The sequence below is a fragment of the Ruegeria sp. F11 genome (genome assembly GCF_056533855.1).
Window position 1 is genome coordinate 37,881 of the sequence record NZ_JBQFOW010000016.1, and the last position, 25,175, is coordinate 63,055.

A 25,175-nucleotide genomic window follows, 5' to 3' on the forward strand; every position below is an offset into this window, starting at 1 on the left:
GGGTTCAAGGCTGGATGGGCGCAACGGGCCTAGCGGGCGCGGCGCAACCGAAAAAACTGGACAATGCCGATCAGACTGATCGCGATCCAGAAGCTTTCGATCAGCATTGAGGCGAGATTGAAATTCTCGAGCAGCGAATAGACGATCAGAACCGACCCCACCAAATTCACGACCGGAAAGGCCAGATCGTCTGAGTTCATCATCCGCATCTGTGTCGCAAAATAGGCCGCGACCACGAGCAAGGCACCGAAGGAGCCCACCGCATCCGCCAGCGTCAGTGTTTCGATGAAGTCCGCCATATCTGTCCCTGTTTCGATGCCAAGCGAAGGGTTTTAGCCCGCTGCGGCCTGTTGCCGATAGTGATGCATGTTGAGGAACCGTGCGCCCTCGGCCCCGGCGCGATATCCATGCGGCAGGTCTGCCGCGAACCGCAACCCCTGACCGGCGGTCAACGCAACCCATTCCCCGTCCCTCAGCACGTCCAGGGTGCCGTCCAGCACGAACACCTCTTCGGTCATGCCGGTTTCATGCGCGGGTGAGTCGTGGCTTTGGTTCGGCGAAAGCTCCACGTGAAAGGTCTCGGCCCCCAGTGCGGGGTCAAAAGGAAAAACGATCTTCACCTGCAAGCTGCCGGGAAAGGTCACGGACTGGAACACCCCCGCATCTGCCGGGGTCCGCATCGCCGCCGCGCCGATCAGCGCGCTGAGCGGCAGTTGGAACCCTTTGGCGATCTTCCACAGTGTGGCAATGGTGGGGCTGGATTCGCCGCGCTCGATTTGGCCCAGCATGGCTTTGCTGACGCCGGTCAGTTCCGACACTTTCGACAGGCTCAGCCCCGACGCGGCCCGCACGTCGCGCAGTTTCAGTGTAATATCGTCCGAGCTCATGTCCCCGTCCCGCGAATCCTCTTGTGCGTTATAGCGCACATGTGATACGTGCGCTATAACGCACAAACCCCGGATACCGCAAACGGAGCATTAGGGAAACAGCATCATGCCACTTTACCGATCCAGAACCTCGACCCATGGCCGCAACATGGCGGGCGCGCGCGGCCTGTGGCGCGCCACCGGTATGGGTGACGACGATTTCGGCAAGCCGATCATCGCCATTGTCAACTCATTCACACAGTTCGTGCCCGGTCACGTGCATCTGAAGGACCTCGGCCAGATGGTTGCGCGCGAGGTCGAGGCCGCTGGTGGCGTCGCCAAGGAGTTCAACACCATCGCCGTGGATGATGGCATCGCCATGGGCCATGACGGGATGCTATATTCCCTGCCCTCGCGTGAGGTGATCGCGGATTCGGTCGAATACATGGTTAACGCCCATTGCGCCGATGCGATGGTCTGTATCTCGAACTGCGACAAGATCACGCCGGGTATGCTGATGGCCGCCATGCGCCTGAACATTCCGGCGATCTTTGTATCGGGCGGGCCGATGGAGGCCGGCAAGATCGACATCGAAGATCTGGACGTGAAAAAGATCGACCTTGTGGACGCGATGGTGGCCGCGGCGGACGACAAGTATACCGACGAGCAAGTGAAACATATCGAGGAAAACGCCTGCCCGACCTGCGGTTCGTGCTCGGGTATGTTCACCGCCAACTCGATGAACTGTCTGGCCGAGGCGCTGGGTCTGGCCCTGCCGGGCAACGGGTCGACGCTGGCAACGCACTCGGACCGGAAAGAGCTGTTCCTTGAAGCCGGTCGCCGCATCGTCGAGATCACCAAGCGGCATTATGATCTGGACGAGAAAGGCTTCCTCCCGCGCGAGATCGCCACGTTTGAAGCCTTCGAGAACGCCATGAGCCTGGATATTGCCATGGGCGGGTCCACCAACACTGTGCTGCACCTGCTGGCCATCGCGCACGAGGGCGAGGTGCATTTCAACATGAGCCATATGGACCACCTGAGCCGCAAGGTGCCCTGCTTGTGCAAGGTCGCGCCCAATACCGAGAACGTGCATATGGAGGATGTTCACCGCGCTGGCGGCATCTTCTCGATCCTCGGTGAACTCAGCCGCGCGGGCCTGCTGCACGAGGATTGCCACACCGTGCATTCGGCCACGATGGGTGAGGCGATTGCCAACTGGGATATCAAAATCGCCAACAACCCACGGGCGCAGGACCTGTTCAAGGCCGCACCCGGCGGCGTACGTACCACGCAGGCGTTCAGCCAGTCGAACCGGTACAAGGAATTGGACACCGACCGTGAAGGCGGTGTGATCCGGTCGAAGGAACACGCCTTCAGTCAGGATGGCGGTCTGGCGGTGCTGTTCGGCAATATCGCGCGCGACGGCTGTATCGTGAAGACCGCCGGGGTCGATGAGAACATCCTGAAATTCACCGGCTCGGCCTATGTCTGCGAAAGTCAGGATCAGGCGGTCAGCGATATCCTGACCGGCAAGGTGGTCGAGGGCGACGTGGTGGTGATCCGCTACGAAGGCCCGCGCGGCGGACCCGGGATGCAGGAAATGCTGTACCCGACCTCATACCTGAAATCCAAGGGTCTGGGCAAAGCCTGCGCGCTGCTGACCGACGGGCGGTTCTCGGGCGGCACGTCGGGGCTGTCGATCGGTCACGTCTCACCCGAGGCGGCCGAGGGTGGCGAGATCGGGCTGGTTCAGACCGGCGACAAGATCGAGATCGACATCCCCAACCGCACCATCCATCTGGCCGTCTCCGACGAAGACCTCGCCGCCCGCCGCGAGGAACAGGACGAAAAGGGCTGGCACCCCGCCGCGCCGCGCAAACGCAAAGTGTCCACGGCGCTCAAGGCCTATGCCAAGCTGACCACAAGTGCCGCCAAAGGGGCGGTGCGTCAGGTTTGAGTTAGAAAACGTTCGACAAAAACGGTCCACCCGTCCGGTGGGCTGTTTTTGTTCTGCCGTGCGGACGTTGCTGCCGTTGGTTCCATTCGTTCCAATGGCGGCTATAGGTCTGTTCCTATCACTCAAATTGAAGTCCACTGTCCACAAAGCAGGTAAAATATGGTCTTTCCCGGTAGACCCTGGCTTGGTCGTCTGCATTGCGTTTCTCAATATAGCCCGCTCGATCTTCGTTTATTGAAACAAGGTTCCCCTCAGCGTTTACGTAGGAATGGTTGTGTACGTTCGCCACGTCGCGGAAGTTATACCCTTCTGGCAATTCGAAGAAATCGAACGAAAAAGTCGAACCATAGGAAAAGACTGAACCGTCGGTCATCTCAAAGACCCATCCTGTCCAACTCATCATGGTCTCGCCTTCGATTTGGCTCATAACCTCCGGTGGAAGCGCGAACGGGCTTGGATCGACTGACTGAATGTAGTGATTGTCGACCGACGAACCAGATGTGACGAAGTGACGGACTATCTGTTGGTAAGGTTTTTTTGATCTGCCAAAAACCCCTTTGCCTTGCTTCTCTTCTTCGAACCGACGCAGCGCTAAATCAACTGTCGGCTTTGCACGCCTCAAGACTACGCATGGCAACAAGAGCCCATCCGTTAGGGTGACCGAACATCGGCATTGAGGTCCGTAAACTGGATCGTCGTGATCCGCATTTGCCTCCAAGAATTTTAGAAGTTCAGTGCCATTCATAAAAAACGCCTCTCAGTTCTCACCGAACCATCCAGAATTGTATCGTTCTCACAAAAGCAGACCTTAAACCACACAGCAGCATTTGGAAGTTATGGGCTCAGAGCAGACACTCAGACGCAAATCATGTTCTAAGCAGATGCACCCCTACCGGGGTCACCCATTGTCCTTCAATCGCCCAGTTTGGCGTGCACCTCGTCCAGATCAATCTCACCCACCGGCATCTTGTTGGCCGGGTTCTCGAAATCGTATCTGAACAGTTCGAAATCCTGCTTGTAAATCTCGTAGACCAGATGCATCGACAGGTCGTCAAAGTAGTCCTCGACCGGATGCGCCCGCTTGGGGCCGTGGCCTTCGGATTCGTTGAAGCGCGGGATCTCGGACAGGGTTACTTTATGCGCGGTGTCCACGTGATCCAGAACACCCTGCATGCCGTCATTGAAGGCTTCGGTCCAGAAAATCCGGTCATACCGCCCGCCATTCACAATGAAGGTCGATACATGGCCCGACATCGCCGACCAGTGAATATCCGGGTCCATCGGACGCCGCCAGCGGATGGTGTCGCGGGCAAACAGCAGGAACCGGCGGAAACTGGCGATCTGGTCAAACTCACCCTTGCCATCGTCGCCGCCGACTTCGATCCCGTAGTTGTAGATCAGTGTCGGCACCAGATTGCCGCGATAGCGATTGCCGTTGCGCTGGATGCCGCAGATCTTGTCGAAGAATGAGCTTAGAATCCGGGTGTAAGGATTGCGCACACAGGTAAAGGAATACGAGGCATGGCTGCGCACATTGCTGGAAATCTGACCCTGACTGCCATCAAACGCCCATTTATGCATGCCATCCTTGGCATCATGAATGTCGCCATCAAAAAACCGGCCATGATCGGAATAGTACATGATCTGCCCGATGGTCGAGCAGGCACATTTGGGCACCACACGGTACACCATGCTTTCGCTCTCGGTCATCCAGGTGCCGGGAAAACCCATCTGCTGTGCCTCCTGTGCTGGTCAGATATCAGGGTGATAGGCCAGCATTTGGTGCCAAAGAACCAAAAATATTCTGTTTATTCAATCGCTCATCCTCAGTATCACGGATGCAAACGGGCAGAAACGGAAATTGCGTAACCTCGATGGCAAAGATTGCCTATATTTTGCTGTGCCACAAAGACCCTGACGCGATCATTGCGCAGGCCGAGCAACTGACCGCCGCCGGGGATTGCATCGCGATTCACTTCGACGCGCGCGCCAAGGCAGACAGCTATGATCGCATCCGCAAAGCGCTGAAAGACAATCCGAATGTCACCTTTGCCGCCAAACGGATCAAATGCGGTTGGGGCGAGTGGTCGCTGGTTCAAGCCTCGCTGAACGCTTTGCAGGCGGCGGTGGACGCCTTTCCGCGGGTCACGCATTTCTTCATGCTGTCGGGCGACTGCATGGCGATCAAGACGGCAGAATATGCGCATCGCTTTCTGGATGAGAACGACGTGGATTTCATCGAAAGCCACGATTTCTTTGCCAGCAACTGGATCAAGACCGGTATGAAGGAAGACCGGCTGATCTATCGCCACTACTTCAACGAACGCACGCAGGCGGGCCGGTTCTACGCCGCCTATGAGATGCAGAAGCGCTTTGGCCTGACCCGCGAGATTCCGGCAGACATTCAGGTGATGATCGGCAGCCAGTGGTGGTGCCTGCGTCGGCGCACGGTCGAGATGATCCTGGATTTTCTGCAACAACGCCGCGATGTGATCCGGTTTTTCTCGACCACATGGATTCCGGATGAGACCTTCTTTCAGACCCTCGTCCGCCATCTTGTGCCGAAACGCGAGATCGAAAACCGCACGCTCACTTTCCTGATGTTCTCGGACTACGGCATGCCGGTGACCTTCTACAACGACCACTATGACATGCTGCTGGGGCAGGATTACCTGTTCGCCCGCAAGATCAGCCCCGAAGCGCTGGAACTGAAAGAGCGGCTGGGCGCGCTCTACGCCCGTGAAGGGATCGACTTTCCGATCTCGGGCGAGGGGCGCAATTTGCACGCTTTTCTGACCGGTCGCGGGCGCGTTGGCCGCCGCTTCGGTCAGCGGTTCTGGGAAGCCGCGAACACTCTGGGCCCCGAGCGCGAGCTATTTCTGGTGGTCTGCAAGAAATGGCACGTCGCCAAGCGGCTGGTCGATCAGATCGCCAGCGAGACTGATATTCCCTGTATCGAATACCTGTTCAATGAAGAAGACACCCCCCTGCCCGATCTGGGCGGCATCGAAACGACCCTAAAAAAGCGATCCCGCCACCGGCGCGCGGTGGCGGGCATGCTGTTTGCGCATTTTGAAACCAACAGGCTGGTCTTGTGTCTGGACCCGGCCAATCTGGACGTCATTCAGGATTTCTGCGGCGATACGGCCAAGACGCGGGTGCTTGAGATTGAGTGCGAGTATTCGGACGAGTATCTGATCGGCCATGCCCGCCGCATCGGGCTGGCGGGGGAAAACAGCCCCGAAGATACAGTCGCGCGGCTGCTGCCCACCATCCGCAACGATCTGGCACATGAATCGGAACTGATCCGGGGCACAGGAATCGACGGCTATCTGCGCATTCGTCAATCGGCGGACCCGGCAGAGAATGAGGCTACGATGGCCGACTTTCTCGGCGTTGGGCCGGAAAAGGCACACGCCGTGATGCGGCTGGATTACCTGTTCTCGGATTAAGCCCGGCGGCCCGAAAACCGCCGGGCCATAACTTAGATGTCGAACTTCACGCCCTGCGCCAGCGGCAGTTCGGCGGAATAGTTCACCGTGTTGGTCTGACGGCGCATATAGGCCTTCCACGCGTCCGAGCCGCTTTCACGCCCGCCACCGGTTTCCTTTTCACCTCCAAAGGCCCCGCCGATCTCGGCCCCCGACGGGCCGATATTGACGTTGGCGATGCCGCAATCCGAGCCCGCAGCTGTCAGGAACTGTTCCGCCTCACGCATGTTCAGCGTGAACACGCAGGAGGACAGGCCCTGCGGCACGTCATTCTGCAATTCCAGCGCGTCGTCGAAATCATCGTAGCCCATGACATAAAGGATCGGTGCGAATGTCTCGGTCTTCACGGTCGGGGTCTGGCCGGGCATTTCGACGATGGCGGGCTCCATGTAGACACCTGCGGGCACGCCCTCGGTTACGCGATCGCCGCCAAAGACCGTGCCACCTTCGCCTTCAGCCGCATTGAGCGCAGCGGTCATCGCGGCACTAGCGGCCTCGTCCACCAGCGGCCCGATCAGGGTGCCTTCGGCCATCGGATCGCCGATGGGCAGACCGGCATAGGCTTTCTTCAGCCGCGCGACCAACTCCTCGCGGATCGAGTTGTGCACGATCAGGCGACGCAGCGTGGTGCACCGCTGGCCCGCCGTGCCGACAGCCGAGAACACAATCGCCCGCACCGCCATTTCCAGATCGGCCGAGGGGCCAACGATCATCGCATTGTTGCCGCCCAGTTCCAGAATGCACTTGCCGAAGCGTTGCGCGACGATGGGCGCAACCGCGCGGCCCATGCGGGTGGAGCCGGTGGCGGAGATGACCGGGACGTCTTCGCTGGCGACCAAAGCCTCACCCAGCGCGGCACCGCCGATCAGGGTCTGCAACAGGCCCTCGGGCGCATCGCCGAACCGGGCCAGCGCGCGTTCGAAAATCTTCTGGCAGGCCATCGCAGTCAGCGGCGTTTTCTCGGACGGTTTCCAGATCACCGGATCGCCGCAGACCAGCGCCAGCGCCGCGTTCCACGACCACACCGCAACCGGAAAGTTGAAGGCCGAGATCACGCCCACCGGACCCGCCGGATGCCATGTCTCCATCATCCGGTGGCCGGGGCGTTCGGATGCAATGGTCAGGCCGTAAAGCTGACGCGACAGACCCACGGCGAAGTCGCAGATGTCGATCATCTCCTGCACTTCGCCCAGACCTTCAGATGTGATCTTGCCCGCCTCCCAGCTGACCAGCGCGCCCAGATCGTCCTTGGCGGCGCGCAGTTCTTCGCCCAGCAGGCGGATCAACTCACCCCGGCGCGGGGCCGGAACAACCCGCCACGCCTTGAAGGCCGATTTGGCGCGGGCAAAGACAGCCTCCATCTCGGCCACGGGGGTTTCATGCACCTCGGCCAGCACGCGACCATCAATGGGTGAGGTCACTTGCAGGCTGCCGCCGGTCAACTCCGCCGCAGTCAGGTCGAGTTTTGCAAGGGTGGTGTCCGCGCTCATCACAACGTCTTTCATGTCTCAGGCCGCCTTGTTTTGTGGGGTTACGTCACCGGCGCGATAGAGCCGGCCAAATTCGGTGTTCAGGAAATCGGCAAGCTTCACCTGCTCTTGCCGGACAAAGCCTTTTGCGGGCAGAACGCCGGTACGCATCAGGTCGACAACGCCCAGAACGCCTGCGGCGGTGGTGACCTGAATGGCGCTCCAGACCTGTCCGTTGATCTCGCGCGCGAAAGATTTGTTGATCAGGGATTTTTCGCGCAGCGATCCGTTGATCATGCCCTTGGCGGTGCAATAGACCAGCACCACATCCTGATCGGTGCGCGGCAGGGCGGATTCGAAGATCTCTTTCAGCAGGTCGCGGCGGCGTTCCAGTCCCAGATCGTGCAACAGCAGCTTCAGGATTTCGCGATGGCCCGGATAACGGATCGAGCGGTAGGACACTGCACGCGCCTTGCCCTCCAGCGTTTCGGGCAGGGTGCCCAACCCGCCCGAGGTGTTGAAGCATTCGTATTCCACTCCGTCATGGCCCAGAACTTCGTAGTCCTCTAGCGGGGCGGTCTTGACCCGCTCGCCGTTCACGATGGCATCGCACGGGTTGCAGTATTCATTGATCAACCCGTCCGTGGACCATGTCAGGTTGTATTTCAGCGCATTGGTCGGATAGAGCGGCAGCGCACCGACCCGCATGTGCAGGCTGTCGATCTGATCGAACTCAGCCGCCAGCGATGCCCCCGCGATGCCGACAAAGCCCGGCGCCAACCCGCATTGCGGCATAAAGGCAGTTTCGCTGTCTGCCGCCAAATCGCGCACGGCGTTGGTTGCGGCCACATCCTCGGTCAGATCAAAATAATGCGCCCCGGCGGCCTTGGCAGCGGCGGCGATGGCGGGCGTCAGGAAAAACGGGGCCGCAGAGATCACCGCATCGAACCCGGCCAGACCCTGCGCCAGACCCGCGTCGTCGCTGGCGTCGATCTGTTTGGTCGCGATGCCCATCCGGGCAATCTCGGCCAGTGCTTTCAGGTCGTGATCCGCGACCGTGACATGATAATTGGGCGATCCCTTCAGCAACGTGGCAATCATCTGCCCGATCTTGCCAGCCCCAACAACGCAAACATTCCAAGACATTGCGTGCCTCCTCTTACTGGTTTTCTTTGAAGATGGCTGAAAACTCCGTCGTTTTGCAGGGTCAATCTTGACGAAACAGGCGTTATTGCCGTCATTATGATGGTAAAATGGGATAAATGACAGAACTCCCCTCATTTCACAGCGGCCCACAGTCTGATCCCGCGCCGGTCAACTGCATCGGTGATTTTTGTTTTAGAATAGGATACTGTGCAGGCTATTGGGCCGTTTTGTTCGCTGTATTTGCAGCAGGAATCCGGCCCGACCAGCGCAAGACATATCGACGGACGGGTCGTATTGCTGTTTGGCCCGAAGAACTCCGCACCCGATTTCAACACGCTGCGCTGGTTGATTGACGCTATTTGCGACACACTTCAGGGGGGATAACAGTCGTGTCTACAGATCAAATCAACGAGTCGAGAAGCTTTAACCCAACCGATGCAGACCTGAGCCTGATTTACGCCGTCATACCCGGCGATGGCGTGGATGTGGACCCAAGCGCGATCAAGCCGTATTTCGAGTTCATCGAAGTGACCGCGAACACGGTTCTGCCCGCACATGGCATGTATGTGGTGCTGCGCGGCAGCGTTCAGTTGCGCCAGAACGGCACCCCGTTGGCCAGCGCCGATGTCGGCGATTACTTTTACGAGGAACATCTTGAGATTTCCGATATCCCCGTCAGCCTGGAAGCGCTGGCGTTGGACGGGACCCGGCTGGCCTATCTGTCGAGCGCGAACTGGAAACAGATACCGGCAGACATCCGCAAGCCGTGTATCGGCAAGATGTTCGGCGATCTGGTCAATGTTCACTTGCACGAGTTTCAGCAACCGATCAATTGCTGCAGCGTCACCGCCGCCGCGCTGAGCATGTCGGCGCTGGGGTTCAGCTGCGAGGTCAACGACATTTTCCGCGAATGCGCGCTGCCCTCGTCCTTTGTGGTCAATGACGGGATTTCGCTGGGCGAGTTGTTCGATGTCGCCTGCACCTATATCTACTCGCAAGGGCTGCGGGACCGGGTGCAGGTTCAGGCCTATTTCATGGATGAAGACCGGACGGACGTGCAGAAACTGCTGGACGCCATCGCTGAATCCAACCGTTTTGGCGGCGATAACGACATTCTGGTGGCGAACTTTCAGGTCGGCGTGGCCCATGGCAAGGACAACATGCCCGGCGGCCACTTTGCCATCATCGCCAAGTGCAATCCCAGCACCGGTCTGGTGCATATGATGGATGTGCACCCCGAGAAATACGGCAAGCTGTGGGTCACAACCGCCACCCGGCTGTGGGAGGGGATGTCGGACCGCGACGGAACTTCGATGCGATCACGCGGCATTCTGCGCTTTTCGGCGCGCGCGGCGGTCAAAACCCATCTGCAGACCTTCGATCAGCCGTGCAACTATATCGACCCCACCAACTATATGGCCGAAGATCCCAAGAAACGGCGCAACCTGTTCCGCCGTGCCAGCCCGAACATGAACAGTCTGGGTGTTCTGGTGGAAAGCCTCGCCATCCACGGCGACCATCAGGTGGATGAGGATAAGCTGCTGCGCCTGACCGGCTCGTCGTTTCAGGATGCCGTCAGCCGGGTGGCCACCGCCGAAGAAATGCACGACATGGCCCATAAATACCTGAGCCAGTCCGAAGACACCCATCTGGACAGTACCTACCACAGCTTTGCGACCCGGGACGACACGGCGATCCAATCCGCCGAGGATTGGTTCAAATCCCACCTGCAAAGCCTGAAAGGCGACAAGAAGCGCCACCTGATGATCAATATCGACTTCAACCGCGTTCTGGGGTCCAAGGCCATTCACCGGCCGAAAAAGGTGTTTCTGGAAACGGCGCTGCTGGAGGAGTTCTGGTGCCTGTGCGTTGACTATGACGAAGCATCCGATCTGGTGACGATCGTGGACATGAGCCCCGCAACCTCGCAAGTGTGGCAGGCCCCGCGCGGCCACATCTTCCGCGGCCTGCGCTTTGTCGAAAGCCCCGAACTGCTGGTCATCGCCGAGGTCGACCCGCCGGAAGACCCCAACGATGTGGCATCCCTGATCGAAAACAACACGGCGGTGCTGTTTTACGAGGATGAGGACCCGATGTCCTACATGCTCAAAAGCGTTATCTCGAATATCGGCGCAACGGATGTGGTGCTGGTGAATGTCGCCGGGCGTGATCCCACCGCTCGCAAAATGCGGCGCGATCTGGCTGCCATCGCGGGTAAAGTCTCGGTGCCCTATCTGTTTTTCGACAAGAAGTGCATCAGCAAGCGGAACGACCTGCAGGATATCCTCGACATGGTTGACGAAGGCATCCTTCAGGACCGGATGCGCGAGGCCAATCTGGCGGTATCCGCGCGCGCGGAATCGCCCAGTCTGGACAAGAACATCTTCGGCTATCCCAAGGGCGGTCTGACTGACGCCCCCACCGGGCGGCGCAATATCCTGCTCTGCGCCTGCGGGTCGTCGGCGGCGGACAAAATCCCGACGCTGGTCGAAAGGATCACCGATGCCGGGCATAACGTGAAGCTGATCCCGTCGGTGTCTGCCGAGAAGTTTTTCAGGGATTTCGGTGAAAAACGCATCGCCGCGCGGGTCGGGCCGAATGACTATTACCGCGACGATGACGAATGGAACTTCCGCTATATGAAGTTCGACATGCCGGTGCGCGCCTCGCATCTGGCGCTGTGCGACTGGGCCGATTGCGTGATCGTGGCCCCTGTCACCTGCAACACCATGGGCAAGATCGCCAACGGGATCGCGGACAACCTGCTGACCTCGATCTTTGTCGCCTGGCAGTACCGCAACAAGCCGGTGATCCTGTGCCCGGCTTGCAATACCAACATGTGGAACAATGTCACCACGCAGAACAATGTCGAAAAGCTGCGCAGGCTGGGGGTCGATCTGGTCGGACCCCGGAAAGGGCGGCTTTCGAACGGCATGATGGGCATCGGGATGATGGCCCTGCCAGATCAGATCATGGATGTGCTGGAAGAGGCTCTGGAAGAATTGGAAGACCACGAGCACAACATCTGCCGCTGGGCGCAGGAGGCCGCGGCCTCGGACACGTTCGACAAGTGGAAGCCGGTCTTTGATGCCTTGGATAACGGCGTGGCGGGCGTGGACATCGTGGACGATCAGAACGGCGACACGCTGCTGCACTACGCGGCAGGCGGCGAAGGCGAGTTGAACGAGAATGACGAGGAAGGCTGCAACATTCTGGGCAAGCCGGATCATCAGGCCGCGAAAGAGCTGATCAAACGCGGCATCAACGTCAACGCCACCAATGATCACGGCTTTACCGCCCTGCACGTGGCGGCGATGAACAACTCACCCGGAATGGTCGAGCTGTTGCTGTCGGTCGACGGTGTCGATGCCTCGTCCTGCCTGCAGTTTGTCGAAGACACAAAATATGACGCGGATGTCCGGATACTGGATGAAATCCACGACATGCTTAAGGCCTGGGCGCAGGCCAATTCGGTGCCACCGCCTGAACCGGAAGACAGCGGCGTCGATCTGGTGCGTGATCGCGAGAAGACGTACCTCTATTTCACCTATGGCTCGCTCAAGAAAGGCTTCCCGAACCACGCGGCCCATGCCGAGGTGCTGAGCGATTTCGTGGGTGAGGCGACGACCCGCCAGCCCATGCCACTGATCGTTCCCAATGAACCCTATTGCGACAACCCGAACTGCGACTACCTGCATCGCATGGCCACGCTGGTCGGTCAGAAAGGCCGGGGCAAGCAGATCCGGGGCGAGGTGTATCGCGTTAGTTCCTCGGGCCTGAAAGAGCTGGACAAGCTGGAAGGGTTTCATGGCCCGGGCTCGCCGGACAACGTATATATCCGCAAGCGCATCAACGTGATGATCGGCGATGTGAAGAAGCCCGCCTATGCCTATGTGATCGCCCACCCCGAGAAGTATCTGGGTGAGTTGGAAAAAGGCGCCTCGCAAGTGGTCGCGGAATATACGCTGGACATGGCAACCGGCACCCTGAAAGAGGGGCGCGAGGCCAAGGTCTAGCCGCCTGCCTCAAGGCCCAAGAACTCGGCCCCGTGGTCGGGTTCTTCCTTCAGGCTCAGGTTATAGGCGGTGATCGCCACCATGCACAGCAGGACAAAGGGCCAGAACCCGGCCTTGGGGATCAGGTTGTCCTTGTAGTGGATGATGCGCAGCGCGGGCGCGGCGTCGGATGCGAATAGATAGGTGTTCACCGATACCGCCAGCAGCAGGAAATACATCAGGAAGAAAAACGATTCCATGTAGATCACCGGTGAGCCCGCAAACCCTTCGCGCAGTTGCACATGGGCCAGCAGGATCACAAAGAACAGGACCGAGCAGGTGCCGATCACGCTTGAGGTGTTGAAATTGTGCCTCTCGATCAGCCCTTCGCGGCGGGTGACGGTCATCACCGCGCCGAACAGCAGCATGGTCACCACGATCAGCGGGATCATGTGCACGATGAAGGCGTTGGCGAAGTTGCGCTTGATGACGAAGTTATAGTGCAGCTCGGGCGCGTTGGTTTTGAAACCGTTCTGGCTGATCCCCAGCGTGGTATCCAGATCGGATAGTTTATAGTCGAAATAGGTATTCTCACGCTCCCACGTGCCCATGACGATCTGATTGTCGATGCCGAAAATGTCCTTTGGCCCGGTGGCCGGATAGGCGGCGAAATCCGGGATCAGCGCAACCTCGAGGTCGAACGGCGCAGGCCAGAACCGCACCCAGACGGTTTTGTGGTCAAACGGATAGCTGGTGTAATCAAAGCTCTGGCGCAGGGTCTGCTCAAAGTACCAGCCGATCAGTTCCCCCTGAGGCTGGGGCATCCGGTAGACCTCTTCGATGGTGCCATTGGCGGCATCGACCGCCTCGGGCAGGATAAATCCGATCTCTCCGACAGCGGGCTTGATCGCGTCATGCACGCCGTCCTCGTAATGCTGCCAGATATAGCCGCTGACGCGAATGTCGCTGGCCCGGACGAATCCGAAGGACTTGATGAATATCCCTGTTCTAACCCGGTAATCCGGCGGGGTGTCGAGCGAGGCCAGATACCGGTCTACCAAAGCCTGATCGTGCAGTTGCGTCGGGTCGCCTTCAAAATGGTTCAGATCAACCCACAGCTTGAATAGCAGACCCGCAAAGCCCAGCGTGACGAGGATGGAAATCAGCCAGACCTTCTTTTCTACGCTCATAGGCCCCTGGCTCCCGGATCAGGTGATCAGAAAATCCACACGCCCCAGCAGGGATTGGGTGATGCCCATCTCATCGAATCCGGCCTGCAACGCGGCGAAATCGTCGTGGGACGACGGGGCGATGTTGCGTTGCCCGCTTTCCGCCAGCAGCCGCGTCTGCCGGATCGACAGATCGACCATCGGCAGGGGTTCACCGGCGGTGAACTGCGCCAGCCCATCCGCATACTGCAGGGCCGCATCCCAGTCCTGACGCGCCAGCATGACGGCGCTGGCATCGGGGTAGAAATGCAGGTGGCTGTGGCCGACGCTGCCCTCGGCAATGATCTCGGCCCCAAGCTTCAGCAGGCGATCCTGTTCGCCCCGGTCAGCCTCGGCCATCGCCAAGGCCGACAGCGCCTTGGGGCCCACGAAATTGCGACCATGTTCCAGCGCGATCTCAACCGCTTGGCGTCCGGTTTCGCGCGCCGCGTCCATCTGCCCGGCATAGACCTGCGTGCGGGCCAGATGTTCCAGCGCCTGCGCCTCGAGCCGTTTGGCCCCGACGCGGTTGGCGATCTCGGCAGAGACCCGGAACGAGTCCAGCGCCTGATCCACCTCGCCCAGAAAAGTCTGCGCGACCCCCAGACAGGTCTGGGCGACGCATTCCGGGATGAACGCGAAGTATTTCTGAGACACCTCAATGGATTCATTCGCATCCGCCATGCCCTGCCGCACATCGCCGGTATAGCTGCGCGCCACGCTGAGATTGTGCAGGTTTGCCGCCAGATCGCGTACCAGCCCCTTTTCCCGCGCCCGTTCAACGGCTTGCGTGTAGAACCCGGTCGCGGTCTGCATGGTGGCGTTCATGAAATTGGCGTCGCCAAAACCGCTGAGCGCGCCGACCTCAAGCCGGGCCGATTCCAGCTTGCGCGCCAGCGACAGCGCGCGTTCGTTGGCCTGCAACGCCTCTTCGACGCGGCCCAGCGGGAAGTAGACATTGCCCCGTACGTAGTTGATCTGGGCCACATCCCGTTCCGAGCCACAGCGTTCTGCCGCAGCCTCGGCGGTATCCAGCGCCTCGAGTGCCGCCTGATAGAGGCTCGCCTGCCGCGCGGCCTGTGCCAGTCCGATATGGGCGCGGCTGATCTGCTCGTCGGTCTCGGCGTGCTGGGCGGCATCCTTGAACTCGGTCAGCGCCTCATCCGACAGGCCTTGCAGCCGGTGCGCTTCCCCCCGCGCGCAGAGCAGATCAAACCGGACACCAGTCGGTGAGGGCAATTCCAATGCGCGCTCGATCAGCGGGCCTGCATCTTCGAACTGAAAACTCTGGATCAGGTTTTCAGCCGCTTCCAGATAGGCCTGCGCCGCAGTGTTCGACCCGGCCCGGTCCAGATGGCGCGCCCGCAGGGTGGCATCGCGATCCTCGAACCACTTTGCCGCCTGCCGATGTAGACGCGCGCGTTCGGATTTGACCAGCGTGGCATAAGACCCGTCCCGGATCAGCGCATGGGCAAACATCAGATCGGCATCCGCCTCGCGGATCAGGGCCGAGCGGATCAGGTTGGTCGTGTCCAGATGCCCTTCGCCCAATGTGAAATTCAGAACCTCGGGCGAGAACCGCTGCCCCAGGACCGAGGCCGCTTGAATAGCAGTCCGGCTTTTGCGATCCAAAGCGTCCAGACGGGATTGCACGATGCCCTGAATACTGCCGGGCACGCTTTCCCGTTTCAGCACATCTATGTTGCGCAGAAGCTGTTCCAGAAACAGCGGGTTGCCACCGGCGCGTTCGACGCAGGCGTCCAGCAGTTCGGGGTCAATGCCGGTGAATTCCTCGACCAGCCGGCGGGCCTGGTCTTCGCCCATCGGGGCCAGTTCCAGCTTCGAGATCAGCGCCCCGTCCGTGCCCATTTGCCAGTCGCGGTCAATCGGATCGCCCTCGACCCGGCTGGTCATCAGCAGAACACAAGGCAGGTCCCGCGTTGCGGCAGCGATATGGGAACAGGCGGTCAGGATATCGGGCGAGGCCCAGTGGATATCCTCGATCTGGATCAGCAGTGGCGACTCCTGACTGCGGCTGGACAGCAGCTCGTCAATCACCTGACGCCGCCCCCGCAGCCGCGCCTTGTTGTCCATCGCCGCATAGACCTCGGCCAGTCCGGGGTCCTGTTCCAACTCCAGCAAGGCATTCAGATGCGCTGCGCTTGAGGGGCTGACCCAGCCCTTGGCGATGGCGTCCTTCGCCACCGCCGCGCCAGTCGCCGCATCGTCCGAGGGGTCCAACCCAAGGATGCTGCGCGCCACGGACTGGATGGCCGAATGCCCCTCACGCGCGCCGAAATCCATCACAACACCGTTGTGGGTGGAATAGGACAGGCTTTGCGCCATCTCGGCCACCTGCTCGGACAGGTGGGTTTTGCCGATACCCGGTTCACCCAGAACGATATGGACCTCGCCCTTACCATGGCGCTGGCAGCGCTCGAACGTGGCCGAGAACAGCGAGAGTTCCCGCTCACGCCCGATGAACCTGTGCCGCCGGGTGCGGATATTGCGGGCCAGCCGGTCCAGCCGCCAGACCTCAACCGGATCATTCAGCCCCTTTATCGGCTTGGTGCCAAGGGTTTCCCCAACGAATAAGGGGCCCAGCGCGCGCTGGATATCATGCGAAACCAGCGTTTCACCTGCGGCGCAGATATCCGTCAGCCGCGAGGCCAGGTTCACCCCGTCTCCGGTGACGGTGTATTCCGTATGGGCCTGACTGCCGGTGGTGCTGGCGATGACCTGCCCGGAGGCAATGCCGATATGGCACGACAGCGGGCGGCTGAGCGAGGGCAGAACCGCATGAATATCCAGCGCCGCCCGCGCTGCCCGTTCGGTATCGTTGGTGTGCGAGATCGGCGCGCCGAACACCGCCATCACCGCGTCGCCGATATGTTTGTCGATCCGCCCGCCGTATTTTTCGACAACGCTGTCGACCTTGCCGAAGAAGTCGTTCAGCAATTCGTGCAGGTCTTCCGCGTCCAACTCGCTGGACAGTTTGGTGAACCCTACCAGATCGGCAAACATCACCGTGACCTGCCGCCGGGCCGGTTCCAGAGCGGCCTCGGGCGCGGTCCCAGCTTCCCCGGCGCTTTTTTCCAGTTCGGCAATCGCGCGCAGCAACCGCCGACGATCGCCGACAGCCGTTACCCCAATTTCGATCAGATCGTCGCCCGTCAAATCGGGCAGAATTTCAAAGTCGATCTTATTCTCTAAAAAAGCTTGCGCGTAGTCAGACAATCCGTGCGCGCTCAGCCATCCCCCAAGGTCCTGAGACATGTCGCCCCTCTGAAGTCCCCAGCTTCAAGGCGCAACCTAGCACAGCAAAACCCGCCGAGTCTGCATGTAGTGAATAAATTAATGTTTTTGATCAGAGTTATTATCGGGAAAGCCCCACCAAGGGCGAGGCTTTCCGTCAAGGTATTGAAATCAGACCGTCGCCCCTTTCAGGCGAATAGCGGTGCCGAGGCTACCGGCGCAGACGCCGACGATGATGGCGATCAGCAGTTCCAGCGTTTCCACATGGGCGAACTGGAAGCCGGCAAAAACCAGCGTCTCGAACACGCCGACCAGCCCGCCCAGCAGGGCACCCAACCACAGCTTGCGGGTCATCATGCCCAGCGCCAGACCCAGAATGCCCGGCAGGCTGATCACATTGCCGCCGATGGTTCCAAGAATATCAAGCATACCGCGCCCTCTCTTACTCGGTCCGTGTGGCCAGGAATGACCGGATTTCGTCGCTGCCTGCCGCGGCCTGTTGCTGCAGCGGGGTATCGGCCTTGCCGTTCAGCGCTTCGGTGACGTTCTGGTATTCTTCCAGATAGTTGGGCGGCAGGCTGTGGGCGATGCCCTGGTGGCAATCGATACAGGTCATGTTTTCGTCAATCGCGCGCTGATGTTCCGATGCGGCGCGGGTTTCCTGAATGGTGAAATCCATATAGTCGAAGTTGTGGCAGTTCCGGCATTCCCGGCTGTCCGATGCTTTCATCTTCTTCCATACGGCCGAGGCCATGCTCAGACGGTGATCCTCATACTTTTCGGGCGTGCTGATGGTGCCTGCCAGTTCGTGATAGACATCTTTGACCGCCATGATCTTGGCCTTGATCTTGTGGTTCCATTCATGCGGCACGTGGCAATCGGAACAGATCGCGCGCACGCCCGAGTGGTTGTTGTAGTGAATGGTCTCGCGGTATTCGCCCAGATTGGTTTCCATCGTGTGGCACGAGGTGCAGAATTCCTCGGTATTGGTCAGTTCCAGCGTCCAGTGGAACCCGCCCCAGAACAGGATACCGGCCAGAAAGCCCGCAAGGATCAGGAAGCCAGAGCTGAACGCAACCGCCGGGGTCCAGATCCAGGTCCAGAGGCGGCCAATCCAACCGCGTTTTTCAGGGGAGTCTGCCATATCGGTGCTCCTTTCAGATTAGCGTTGGATCAGTTGTCGTGGGACGGTTGAAAGACGTTTTCGACCAGCGGTGGCGCGTCGGCCTGCGGCACGTGGCACTGGTTGCAGAAATACCGGGTCCCCGCGATCTGATCCAGTTCGCGCCCCTCGCGGTCCAGATAGTGGGTCATCGACAGGGTCGGCGCGTTGCGTTCGCCTGCTTTGGTCCAGTCATGGCACGACAAGCACTGGTTGGCGCGCACGTCGATCTGGTACTGCTCGATCGAATGCGGGATCAGCGGCGGTTGCTGACGGTAGTTGCGGACAATGCGCCCCTCAACATTCTTGTGGATTTCATGCAGAGGGATGGCCTCGTCCACATCGGCGCCTCGCAGGGTTTCCACCTGGGCCGACTGCGCAAGGGCAAACCCACTCAGGAGCAAAACGGGGATCAGGGTTATTCCGCCTGTCACGATTGATATTTTCATCTTGGCACTCCCTTAGATAGGTCTGGCGGCGCGCCCGTCGGGCGCGGCAACTGAACGGATGGGTTCGGTGACGTGGTCGTCGAACCGGTGAGTAAAGGTGAAGACATCGACCGCGCAGACGTCGATGCAGCGGCCGCAATTGGTGCAGTCGGGCGACAGGATCAGCGGGGTGCTGTCCCCCTTGCCCTTCAGCGCGGGTGAGATGACGTGGTTTTCCGGGCAGACCGCATAGCAATCCATGCAATCGTCACAGGCCGAGCGGTCGGTCGCGCTGACCCGCAACATCGCTTTGTGGCCCACCAGCCCGTAGAACGCGCCCACCGGGCAGAGATGGCCGCACCAGCCATGGCGCGCGACGAACAGGTCAAAGACGAAGATCGCGGCGATCATGGCCCAGACAAAGCCCATGCCAAAGATCAGCCCGCGATGCAGCATGGTGATCGGGTTCACCAACTCCCACGCGATAACGCCGGTCAAGCCGGATACGATCAGGACGGTGGCCAGTATCCACAGGCGGGTGCCGCGTTTCGGCTGCCAACCTTTGGGCAGGTCCAGCTTGCGGTGCAGCCAGTGCGCCGCATCCGTCACCGGGTTGATCGGGCAGACCCAGGAACAATAGACCCGCCCTCCGATCAGCGCGTAAGCCACCAGAACGATCAGCCCGCCAATCAGCGCGGTCAGTTCCGGCCAATGCCCGGCGACCGCACTTTGGGACAGGATGAACGGGTCAGTCAGCGGCAAGACGCCCAGCGTCAGAGACCCGGCCAGTGTGCCCTGCACGATCCAGATGCCAAACCAAGGCCCCAGCAGGAACAGGGCCAAAAAGAACAGCTGACTGGCGCGGCGCAGCAGCAGGTATTTATGCGCCCCGAGCCAGCCCTTGGCCTCGATAGCCTCCTGCCCCACGGGCATGTGGGTGCGGATACTCATTGTCCTACCCCCGGCAAGCTATAGCCCGGTTCAAACCCGCCCGGCGCGGCCAGATTGTCGATGCCCGGTCCCGGCAAACGGTCGGGCAGGTCGATGATGCCATCGACCAGCGGCGCGCCTTTGGCTGCTTTCTCTTCCCAGCCTTTGCGATAGTGATCCGCGCTGGAGCCTCGGGCCAGACGGGTGGGCAGAACCTTGATGGCCGCTTCCGGCAGAACGCAGCTTTTCTCGCACATGCCGCAGCCGGTGCAGCGGTCGGCATGGACCGTGGGAATGAACAACGCGTGATGGCCCGACCGGGCGTTATGCGCGGTTTCCAGCGTGATCGCTTCGTCAATCACCGGGCAGACGCGGTAGCAGACGTCGCAGCGCAGGCCGAGGAAATTCAGGCAGTTCTCCTGATCGACCAGAACCGCCACGCCCATCTCGGCGTCGTCGATATTGTCCAGACCGGGGTCCAGCGCCCCGGTCGGGCAAGCGGCGACGCAGGGAATGTCGTCACACATCTCGCAGGGCACATCGCGGGCGGTGAAATAGGGCGTTCCGGTCGCCGCAGACTCCGACCCTAATTCAGCCAGTTTCAGCGTGTCGTAAGGGCAGTCCCGCACGCATAAACCACATCGGATGCAGGCCGACAGGAACTCTTTCTCGGGCAAGGCACCGGGCGGGCGCAATGCCTCGGCGGGCAGGGCGCGGGCGTCGCGGGCCAGATAGGCCAGCAACGATCCGGCGACCAGGCAACCGCCCGCCGCGCGCGCCGAATCCTGCAGGAAACGACGCCGTTGCGGCGAAAGAGGTCTAGCGGCAAGGGACATGGGGACTACCTTTGCGATCCTTGCCGATTACGCGCGCTCGACCTTACAGGCGCATTTCTTGAAGTCGGTCTCTTTCGACAGCGGGCAGGTTGCGTCCAGCGTCAGCTTGTTGGTCAGCTGATGTTCATCGAACCACGGCATGAAGACCAGACCGCGCGGCACCTTGTTCCGCCCACGGGTCTCTACCCGGCTGGTGACATCGCCACGGCGGGTGGACAGAACGATCTCTTGCCCGCGCCGCAGACCGCGATCCTCGGCGTCCTGCGGATGCATATAGACAACCGCATTCGGGTAAGAGCGGTGCAGTTCCGGCACCCGGCGGGTCATCGAGCCCGAGTGCCAGTGTTCCAGCACACGACCGGTGCAGAGCCACAGATCGAAGTCCGCATCCGGTTCCTCGGCCGCCGGTTCGTAAGGCGCAAAGATGATGTTCGCCTTGCCATCCGGCTTGCCATAGAACTGCACGCCCGCCCCGGCCTCGACATAGGGGTCATAGCCTTCGCGGAAACGATAGAGCGTTTCCTTGCCGTCCACGACCGGCCAGCGCAGGCCGCGGGCCTGGTGGTACACATCAAACGGGGCCAGATCGTGCGCATGGCCGCGACCGAATTCGGCGTATTCCTCGAAAAGGCCTTTCTGCACGTAGTAGCCAAAGTGCTCGGATTCGTCATTGTCGAACCCTTCGGCGGTTTCCGACAGCGGGTATTTGTCGATCACACCATTGGCGAAGATCACGTCATACATGGTCTTGCCGCGATGCTCGGGCATGGTGGCCAGCAATTCCTCGCCCCAGACCTCTTCCACGGTGAAGCGTTTCGAGAACTCCATCACCTGCCAGACATCCGACTTGGCCTCACCCGGAGCCTTCACCTGCTGACGCCAGAACTGGGTGCGGCGTTCGGCGTTGCCATAGGCGCCTTCCTTCTCGACCCACATGGCGGTGGGCAGGATCAGGTCGGCGGACACGGCGGTCACGGTCGGATAGGGGTCCGAGACGGTGATGAAGTTTTCGGGGTTGCGGTAGCCGGGATAACCTTCTTCGTTGATGTTCGGCGCGGCCTGCATGTTGTTGGTGCACTGCACCCAATAGGCGTTCAGATCGCCATCTTTCAGCTTGCGGTGCTGCAATACGGCGTGGAAGCCGGGCTTGGCCGGGATGGTGCCTGCGGGCACGTTCCAGGCGGTCTCGCAAATCTCGCGGTGCTTGTCGTTCATCACCACCATGTCGGCGGGCAGACGGTGGGCAAAGGTGCCGACCTCACGCGCCGTCCCACAGGCCGAGGGCTGACCGGTCAGCGAAAACGGCGAGTTGCCGGGTTCCGAGATCTTACCGACCAGCAGGTGCACGTTATACATCAACGAGTTCACCCAGGACCCGCGGGTGTGCTGGTTGAAGCCCATGGTCCACAGGCTCATGACCTTGCGGTTGGGGTCGGCATATTGCTTGGCCAGACGTTCCAGCTTGTCAGCCGGAACACCGGACAGTTCCGAGGTGTATTCCAGCGTGTATTTCGAAACCGCCTCGGCATATTCCTCGAAGCTGATCGGTTCCATCTTGCCGACATTGGGGTTTTCGGCGGCTTCCTGCAGCGGATGATTGTCGCGCAGGCCATAACCGATATCGGTGGCGGTTTTGGTGATGTTGACGTGGTTCTTGACGAATTCCTCGTTCACCGCGCCATTCTGGATGATGTAATTGGCGATATAGTTCAGGATCGCCAGATCGGTCTGCGGCGCAAAGACCATGCCATTGTCGGCCAGCTCGAACGAGCGGTGCTCGAAGGTCGACAGCACGTGCACCTCGCAGCCTGGTTTGGTCAGGCGTGTATCGGTCAGGCGCGACCACAGGATCGGGTGCATCTCGGCCATGTTCGAACCCCAGAGCACAAAGGTATCCGCGTGCTCAAGGTCGTCATAGCAGCCCATCGGCTCATCAATGCCGAAGGTGCGGATAAAGCCCACAACGGCGGATGCCATGCAGTGCCGCGCGTTGGGGTCGATGTTGTTCGACCGGAAGCCTGCTTTCATCATCTTGGCGGCAGCATAGCCTTCCCAGACGGTCCACTGGCCCGAGCCGAACATGCCCACACTGCTTGGGCCTTTCTTGGCCAGCGCTTCTTTCCACTTGGCGGCCATGACGTCGAACGCTTCGTCCCACGACACCGGCTCAAACTCGCCATTCTTGTCGTATTCGCCGTTGGTCTTGCGCAGCAGCGGGGTAGTCAGACGGTCCTTGCCGTACATGATCTTGGACAGGAAATAGCCCTTGATGCAGTTCAGGCCCCGGTTCACCGGTGCGTCCGGGTCGCCCTGTGTGGCCACGACGCGGCCATCCTTGGTGCCGATCAGCACCGAGCAGCCGGTGCCGCAGAACCGGCAGGCGGCCTTGTCCCAGCGGATGTCGGGGTTGCCGATCTGCGCACTGGCCTGACCTGTGGCCATGGGAATACCCGCAGCCGAAGCGGTTGCGGCAGCCGCGGATGCCTTGAGGAAGGTACGGCGGGATTCAGATACAGTCATTGGACAGGCCTCCTGCTGGTCGGTTGGCTTGGAGCATTGGTGTGCGGAGACGTCTCCGCGAGTTCTTCGAAATGGTGGTAGGTGAGCGAGAGCGAGATCACCCCCGGGATCTGGTGCAGATCCATGATCGTGTCGGATGCCAGCCGCTCGGGCGTGTCTTCGACAACCACGACAAAGCGGCCATCATCGGCTTCGGCATGTACCTCAACCCCCCGCGTACCGGCCATGGCGGCGCGGGCCGAGTCGGTGCGATCCGGCGAGACATGGACAAGGCAGCCGCAGATATTCATTGGATCACTCCCGTTTGCGGATCGGTGACGCGCTGCAGGGACACGGCGCTGACGGGGCACACGCTGGCGCATCCGCCGCAGCCGGTGCAGGCGTCGGTGTCCAGTTCGGGCTCGGCGCGCCCGGCCAGTTGCAGCTTGAACCGGATGGCCCCCTGATCGCAGTTATCCTGACACAGACGACAGCTGACGCCGTTCAAAGACAAACAGTCCGAGGGCTGAACCGCCGCGCGCCAGGGCCACTCGGCCAGGCGGTCAACATCCAGCGCGCCCGTAGGGCAGGCCCGGGCGCAGTCACCGCAAAAGGTGCAGGCACCGTCATTGACCTGAAGTACGGGGAAATCGCTGTCATCGGCGAACAGGATGCCTTCGGGGCAGGCACTGACACAGTCACCACAGCCGGTGCATAGGTCGGAAAATCCGGCGCTGGCCGATCCCGGAGGACGCAAAACATCCGCATCCTCACGGAGCATACGAGCGCTCAAAAACGCGCGTCGTGTCGGCAGTTGATCCATTCGCGTGTAACCTGAGTCTAAGACTCATTATATCCCTTTTTTTTGACGCGTAGCATTATTTTAGATTAAGAGTTTTGACTTATGTCATGTGGCACGGGGTATTTTTTATCCGCGTCCAGGTCATCTGCCGCCGGTTGGTCAGTCAAATTTGCCCGACAGAATGTAGGCGCTGCAGGCCTTGGACAGGTCCCGGAACCGGGCGCGTTCCCGCATATACAGATAGACCTGCCGCTTGTCGGGCAGGTCGGCAATGGCCCGAAAGACCGCGCCACCCGGCCCGACCATTGCAACGGTTTGCGGCAGCACCGTCGCCCATTCCCCGGTTCTGACCATAGTGATCAGGGAATGAGTGTTGTGGATGGTGATCTCGGACCGGTCCAGCACCGCCTGAAATCCGGGCGATGCGATCAGGTCGCACAACGCGTTCCGCACAAACCGCGTCGTCAGCAGGTCTGCGATCCGGGGCGGTTCGGGGCGTGTGATCAGCGGGTGATCCGGCGCAGCAACCAGGCCGAACGGGTCCTCGAACAGTGGCACCGCCTGCACGCCGTTCAGCGCATGATGGCCGGACGCGATGCCGATATCGGCCCTGTCACCGGCCAGCGAATCCAGCACTTGCTGCGTGTCGGCATCGCGCAACTCGATCTTCACCCCCGGAAACCGGGCTGTCATGTGATCCAGCAGCGACGGAAACACCAGCGCGCCGACCGACGGCACCGAGACGATGCGGATCAGGCCATGCTCGGCCTTAGCCGCGGCCTCGATGGCCAAAACGGTCTGATCAAAGTCACGAACCTGCCGCAGCGCCAGATCGAACACCTGCTGCCCCAGCGGTGACAAGTGGTTCTTTCTTTCGCCCTCGAACAGCTTCTTGCCCAGATGATCCTCAAGCTGTTTCAGCGTCATCGACACGGCGGACTGGGTGCGACCCAGACGATCGGCGGCCTCGGCCAGAGTGCCGGTCTGGGCGACCGTACAGAAACAGCGCAGCATCTCAACTTTGATCGCCATATTTCAGATTTCCTGAAGTAAGCTAAAGTTCTTTGAGTTTGACTGATACGCTTTGCGGAATCCATCCTGTTTCTAACTGAACCTGTGCATTTGGGG

At 60.4% G+C, this 25,175-nt stretch carries 20 protein-coding genes; 3 read left to right on the top strand and 17 right to left on the bottom strand.

The features are described 5' to 3' along the window. Positions 1 to 29: 29 nt before the first annotated feature. Positions 30 to 299, bottom strand: a complete 270-nt coding sequence (locus ACR0NJ_RS18600) for a CBU_0592 family membrane protein (protein WP_480818588.1) — start codon at positions 297 to 299, stop codon at positions 30 to 32. A gap of 33 nt (positions 300 to 332) precedes the next feature. Continuing rightward, positions 333 to 887: a helix-turn-helix domain-containing protein gene (locus ACR0NJ_RS18605; RefSeq protein ID WP_480818589.1), complete on the bottom strand. Its 555-nt coding sequence runs from the start codon at positions 885 to 887 to the stop codon at positions 333 to 335. A 106-nt stretch (positions 888 to 993) separates the two neighbouring features. Between ACR0NJ_RS18605 and ilvD the strand changes: the two genes are divergently transcribed. Then, the gene (ilvD, locus tag ACR0NJ_RS18610) at positions 994 to 2,826 is read left to right on the top strand and encodes a dihydroxy-acid dehydratase (RefSeq protein WP_480818590.1); all 1,833 of its coding nucleotides are present in this window, start codon (positions 994 to 996) and stop codon (positions 2,824 to 2,826) included. Positions 2,827 to 2,944: 118 nt separating this feature from the next. Here ilvD and ACR0NJ_RS18615 read toward each other — a convergent pair whose 3' ends face one another. Together ACR0NJ_RS18615 and ACR0NJ_RS18620 are read right to left on the bottom strand one after the other, a co-directional pair. Next, complete coding sequence (locus ACR0NJ_RS18615; RefSeq protein ID WP_480818591.1) at positions 2,945 to 3,571, bottom strand: hypothetical protein; 627 nt, start codon at positions 3,569 to 3,571, stop codon at positions 2,945 to 2,947. Between the two features lie 167 nt (positions 3,572 to 3,738). Next, positions 3,739 to 4,557: a sulfotransferase family protein gene (locus ACR0NJ_RS18620; protein WP_480818592.1), complete on the bottom strand. Its 819-nt coding sequence runs from the start codon at positions 4,555 to 4,557 to the stop codon at positions 3,739 to 3,741. Between the two features lie 143 nt (positions 4,558 to 4,700). Between ACR0NJ_RS18620 and ACR0NJ_RS18625 the strand changes: the two genes are divergently transcribed. Then, entirely contained in the window at positions 4,701 to 6,278 is a 1,578-nt protein-coding gene (locus ACR0NJ_RS18625; protein WP_480818593.1) for a DUF5928 domain-containing protein, read from the top strand. A gap of 32 nt (positions 6,279 to 6,310) precedes the next feature. On the opposite strand, the gene amaB is transcribed toward ACR0NJ_RS18625, so the two are convergent. Then, positions 6,311 to 7,807: an L-piperidine-6-carboxylate dehydrogenase gene (gene amaB, locus ACR0NJ_RS18630; protein WP_480818614.1), complete on the bottom strand. Its 1,497-nt coding sequence runs from the start codon at positions 7,805 to 7,807 to the stop codon at positions 6,311 to 6,313. A gap of 18 nt (positions 7,808 to 7,825) precedes the next feature. After that, on the bottom strand, positions 7,826 to 8,932 hold the full coding sequence (locus ACR0NJ_RS18635; RefSeq protein WP_480818594.1) for a saccharopine dehydrogenase family protein: 1,107 nt from the start codon (positions 8,930 to 8,932) through the stop codon (positions 7,826 to 7,828). 389 nt (positions 8,933 to 9,321) lie between these two features. On the opposite strand from ACR0NJ_RS18635, the gene ACR0NJ_RS18640 reads away from it, so the two are divergent. After that, positions 9,322 to 12,948, top strand: a complete 3,627-nt coding sequence (locus tag ACR0NJ_RS18640) for a flavoprotein (protein ID WP_480818595.1) — start codon at positions 9,322 to 9,324, stop codon at positions 12,946 to 12,948. On the opposite strand, the gene ACR0NJ_RS18645 is transcribed toward ACR0NJ_RS18640, so the two are convergent. The 11 genes from ACR0NJ_RS18645 to ACR0NJ_RS18695 form a co-directional block, all read right to left on the bottom strand. After that, the gene (locus ACR0NJ_RS18645; RefSeq protein WP_480818596.1) at positions 12,945 to 14,117 is read right to left on the bottom strand and encodes a hypothetical protein; all 1,173 of its coding nucleotides are present in this window, start codon (positions 14,115 to 14,117) and stop codon (positions 12,945 to 12,947) included. The two genes, ACR0NJ_RS18640 and ACR0NJ_RS18645, sit on opposite strands and share 4 nt — an antisense overlap. 18 nt (positions 14,118 to 14,135) lie before the next feature. After that, positions 14,136 to 17,411 carry an adenylate/guanylate cyclase domain-containing protein gene (locus tag ACR0NJ_RS18650; protein WP_480818597.1) on the bottom strand — a complete coding sequence of 1,092 codons (3,276 nt, stop codon included), beginning with the start codon at positions 17,409 to 17,411 and terminating at the stop codon, positions 14,136 to 14,138. Between the two features lie 150 nt (positions 17,412 to 17,561). Then, entirely contained in the window at positions 17,562 to 17,819 is a 258-nt protein-coding gene (locus tag ACR0NJ_RS18655) for a hypothetical protein (protein ID WP_480818598.1), read from the bottom strand. Positions 17,820 to 17,832: 13 nt separating this feature from the next. Further along, positions 17,833 to 18,534 (bottom strand): NapC/NirT family cytochrome c, encoded by a 702-nt coding sequence (locus ACR0NJ_RS18660; protein ID WP_480818599.1) that lies wholly within the window; start codon positions 18,532 to 18,534, stop codon positions 17,833 to 17,835. 29 nt (positions 18,535 to 18,563) lie between these two features. Further along, positions 18,564 to 19,001 carry a nitrate reductase cytochrome c-type subunit gene (locus ACR0NJ_RS18665; protein WP_480818600.1) on the bottom strand — a complete coding sequence of 146 codons (438 nt, stop codon included), beginning with the start codon at positions 18,999 to 19,001 and terminating at the stop codon, positions 18,564 to 18,566. Positions 19,002 to 19,013: 12 nt separating this feature from the next. After that, positions 19,014 to 19,931 (bottom strand): quinol dehydrogenase ferredoxin subunit NapH, encoded by a 918-nt coding sequence (gene napH, locus ACR0NJ_RS18670; RefSeq protein ID WP_480818601.1) that lies wholly within the window; start codon positions 19,929 to 19,931, stop codon positions 19,014 to 19,016. Then, positions 19,928 to 20,746, bottom strand: a complete 819-nt coding sequence (gene napG / locus ACR0NJ_RS18675; protein WP_480818602.1) for a ferredoxin-type protein NapG — start codon at positions 20,744 to 20,746, stop codon at positions 19,928 to 19,930. The genes napH and napG overlap by 4 nt, the downstream gene beginning before the upstream one ends. A 27-nt stretch (positions 20,747 to 20,773) precedes the next feature. Further along, complete coding sequence (napA, locus tag ACR0NJ_RS18680; RefSeq protein WP_480818603.1) at positions 20,774 to 23,266, bottom strand: nitrate reductase catalytic subunit NapA; 2,493 nt, start codon at positions 23,264 to 23,266, stop codon at positions 20,774 to 20,776. Then, entirely contained in the window at positions 23,263 to 23,556 is a 294-nt protein-coding gene (locus tag ACR0NJ_RS18685) for a chaperone NapD (RefSeq protein WP_480818604.1), read from the bottom strand. Before ACR0NJ_RS18685 ends, napA begins: the two co-directional genes overlap by 4 nt. After that, positions 23,553 to 24,068, bottom strand: a complete 516-nt coding sequence (gene napF / locus ACR0NJ_RS18690) for a ferredoxin-type protein NapF (protein WP_480818605.1) — start codon at positions 24,066 to 24,068, stop codon at positions 23,553 to 23,555. Before napF ends, ACR0NJ_RS18685 begins: the two co-directional genes overlap by 4 nt. Before the next feature lie 138 nt (positions 24,069 to 24,206). Then, positions 24,207 to 25,079 carry a LysR family transcriptional regulator gene (locus ACR0NJ_RS18695; protein WP_480818606.1) on the bottom strand — a complete coding sequence of 291 codons (873 nt, stop codon included), beginning with the start codon at positions 25,077 to 25,079 and terminating at the stop codon, positions 24,207 to 24,209. Positions 25,080 to 25,175 lie beyond the last annotated feature (96 nt).

What these genes read in the sequence shown, in the direction of transcription:
- ACR0NJ_RS18625 (WP_480818593.1), top strand. Translation starts at nt 4,701, where the DNA reads ATGGCAAAGATTGCCTATATTTTGCTGTGCCACAAAGACCCTGACGCG.
- ACR0NJ_RS18600 (WP_480818588.1), bottom strand. Translation starts at nt 299, where the DNA reads ATGGCGGACTTCATCGAAACACTGACGCTGGCGGATGCGGTGGGCTCC.
- ACR0NJ_RS18635 (WP_480818594.1), bottom strand. Translation starts at nt 8,932, where the DNA reads ATGTCTTGGAATGTTTGCGTTGTTGGGGCTGGCAAGATCGGGCAGATG.
- ACR0NJ_RS18615 (WP_480818591.1), bottom strand. Translation starts at nt 3,571, where the DNA reads ATGAATGGCACTGAACTTCTAAAATTCTTGGAGGCAAATGCGGATCAC.
- ACR0NJ_RS18620 (WP_480818592.1), bottom strand. Translation starts at nt 4,557, where the DNA reads ATGGGTTTTCCCGGCACCTGGATGACCGAGAGCGAAAGCATGGTGTAC.
- ACR0NJ_RS18660 (WP_480818599.1), bottom strand. Translation starts at nt 18,534, where the DNA reads ATGGCAGACTCCCCTGAAAAACGCGGTTGGATTGGCCGCCTCTGGACC.
- ACR0NJ_RS18665 (WP_480818600.1), bottom strand. Translation starts at nt 19,001, where the DNA reads ATGAAAATATCAATCGTGACAGGCGGAATAACCCTGATCCCCGTTTTG.
- napH (WP_480818601.1), bottom strand. Translation starts at nt 19,931, where the DNA reads ATGAGTATCCGCACCCACATGCCCGTGGGGCAGGAGGCTATCGAGGCC.
- ACR0NJ_RS18655 (WP_480818598.1), bottom strand. Translation starts at nt 17,819, where the DNA reads ATGCTTGATATTCTTGGAACCATCGGCGGCAATGTGATCAGCCTGCCG.
- napF (WP_480818605.1), bottom strand. Translation starts at nt 24,068, where the DNA reads ATGGATCAACTGCCGACACGACGCGCGTTTTTGAGCGCTCGTATGCTC.
- napA (WP_480818603.1), bottom strand. Translation starts at nt 23,266, where the DNA reads ATGACTGTATCTGAATCCCGCCGTACCTTCCTCAAGGCATCCGCGGCT.
- ilvD (WP_480818590.1), top strand. Translation starts at nt 994, where the DNA reads ATGCCACTTTACCGATCCAGAACCTCGACCCATGGCCGCAACATGGCG.
- amaB (WP_480818614.1), bottom strand. Translation starts at nt 7,807, where the DNA reads ATGAGCGCGGACACCACCCTTGCAAAACTCGACCTGACTGCGGCGGAG.
- ACR0NJ_RS18645 (WP_480818596.1), bottom strand. Translation starts at nt 14,117, where the DNA reads ATGAGCGTAGAAAAGAAGGTCTGGCTGATTTCCATCCTCGTCACGCTG.
- ACR0NJ_RS18605 (WP_480818589.1), bottom strand. Translation starts at nt 887, where the DNA reads ATGAGCTCGGACGATATTACACTGAAACTGCGCGACGTGCGGGCCGCG.
- ACR0NJ_RS18695 (WP_480818606.1), bottom strand. Translation starts at nt 25,079, where the DNA reads ATGGCGATCAAAGTTGAGATGCTGCGCTGTTTCTGTACGGTCGCCCAG.
- ACR0NJ_RS18685 (WP_480818604.1), bottom strand. Translation starts at nt 23,556, where the DNA reads ATGAATATCTGCGGCTGCCTTGTCCATGTCTCGCCGGATCGCACCGAC.
- ACR0NJ_RS18650 (WP_480818597.1), bottom strand. Translation starts at nt 17,411, where the DNA reads ATGTCTCAGGACCTTGGGGGATGGCTGAGCGCGCACGGATTGTCTGAC.
- napG (WP_480818602.1), bottom strand. Translation starts at nt 20,746, where the DNA reads ATGTCCCTTGCCGCTAGACCTCTTTCGCCGCAACGGCGTCGTTTCCTG.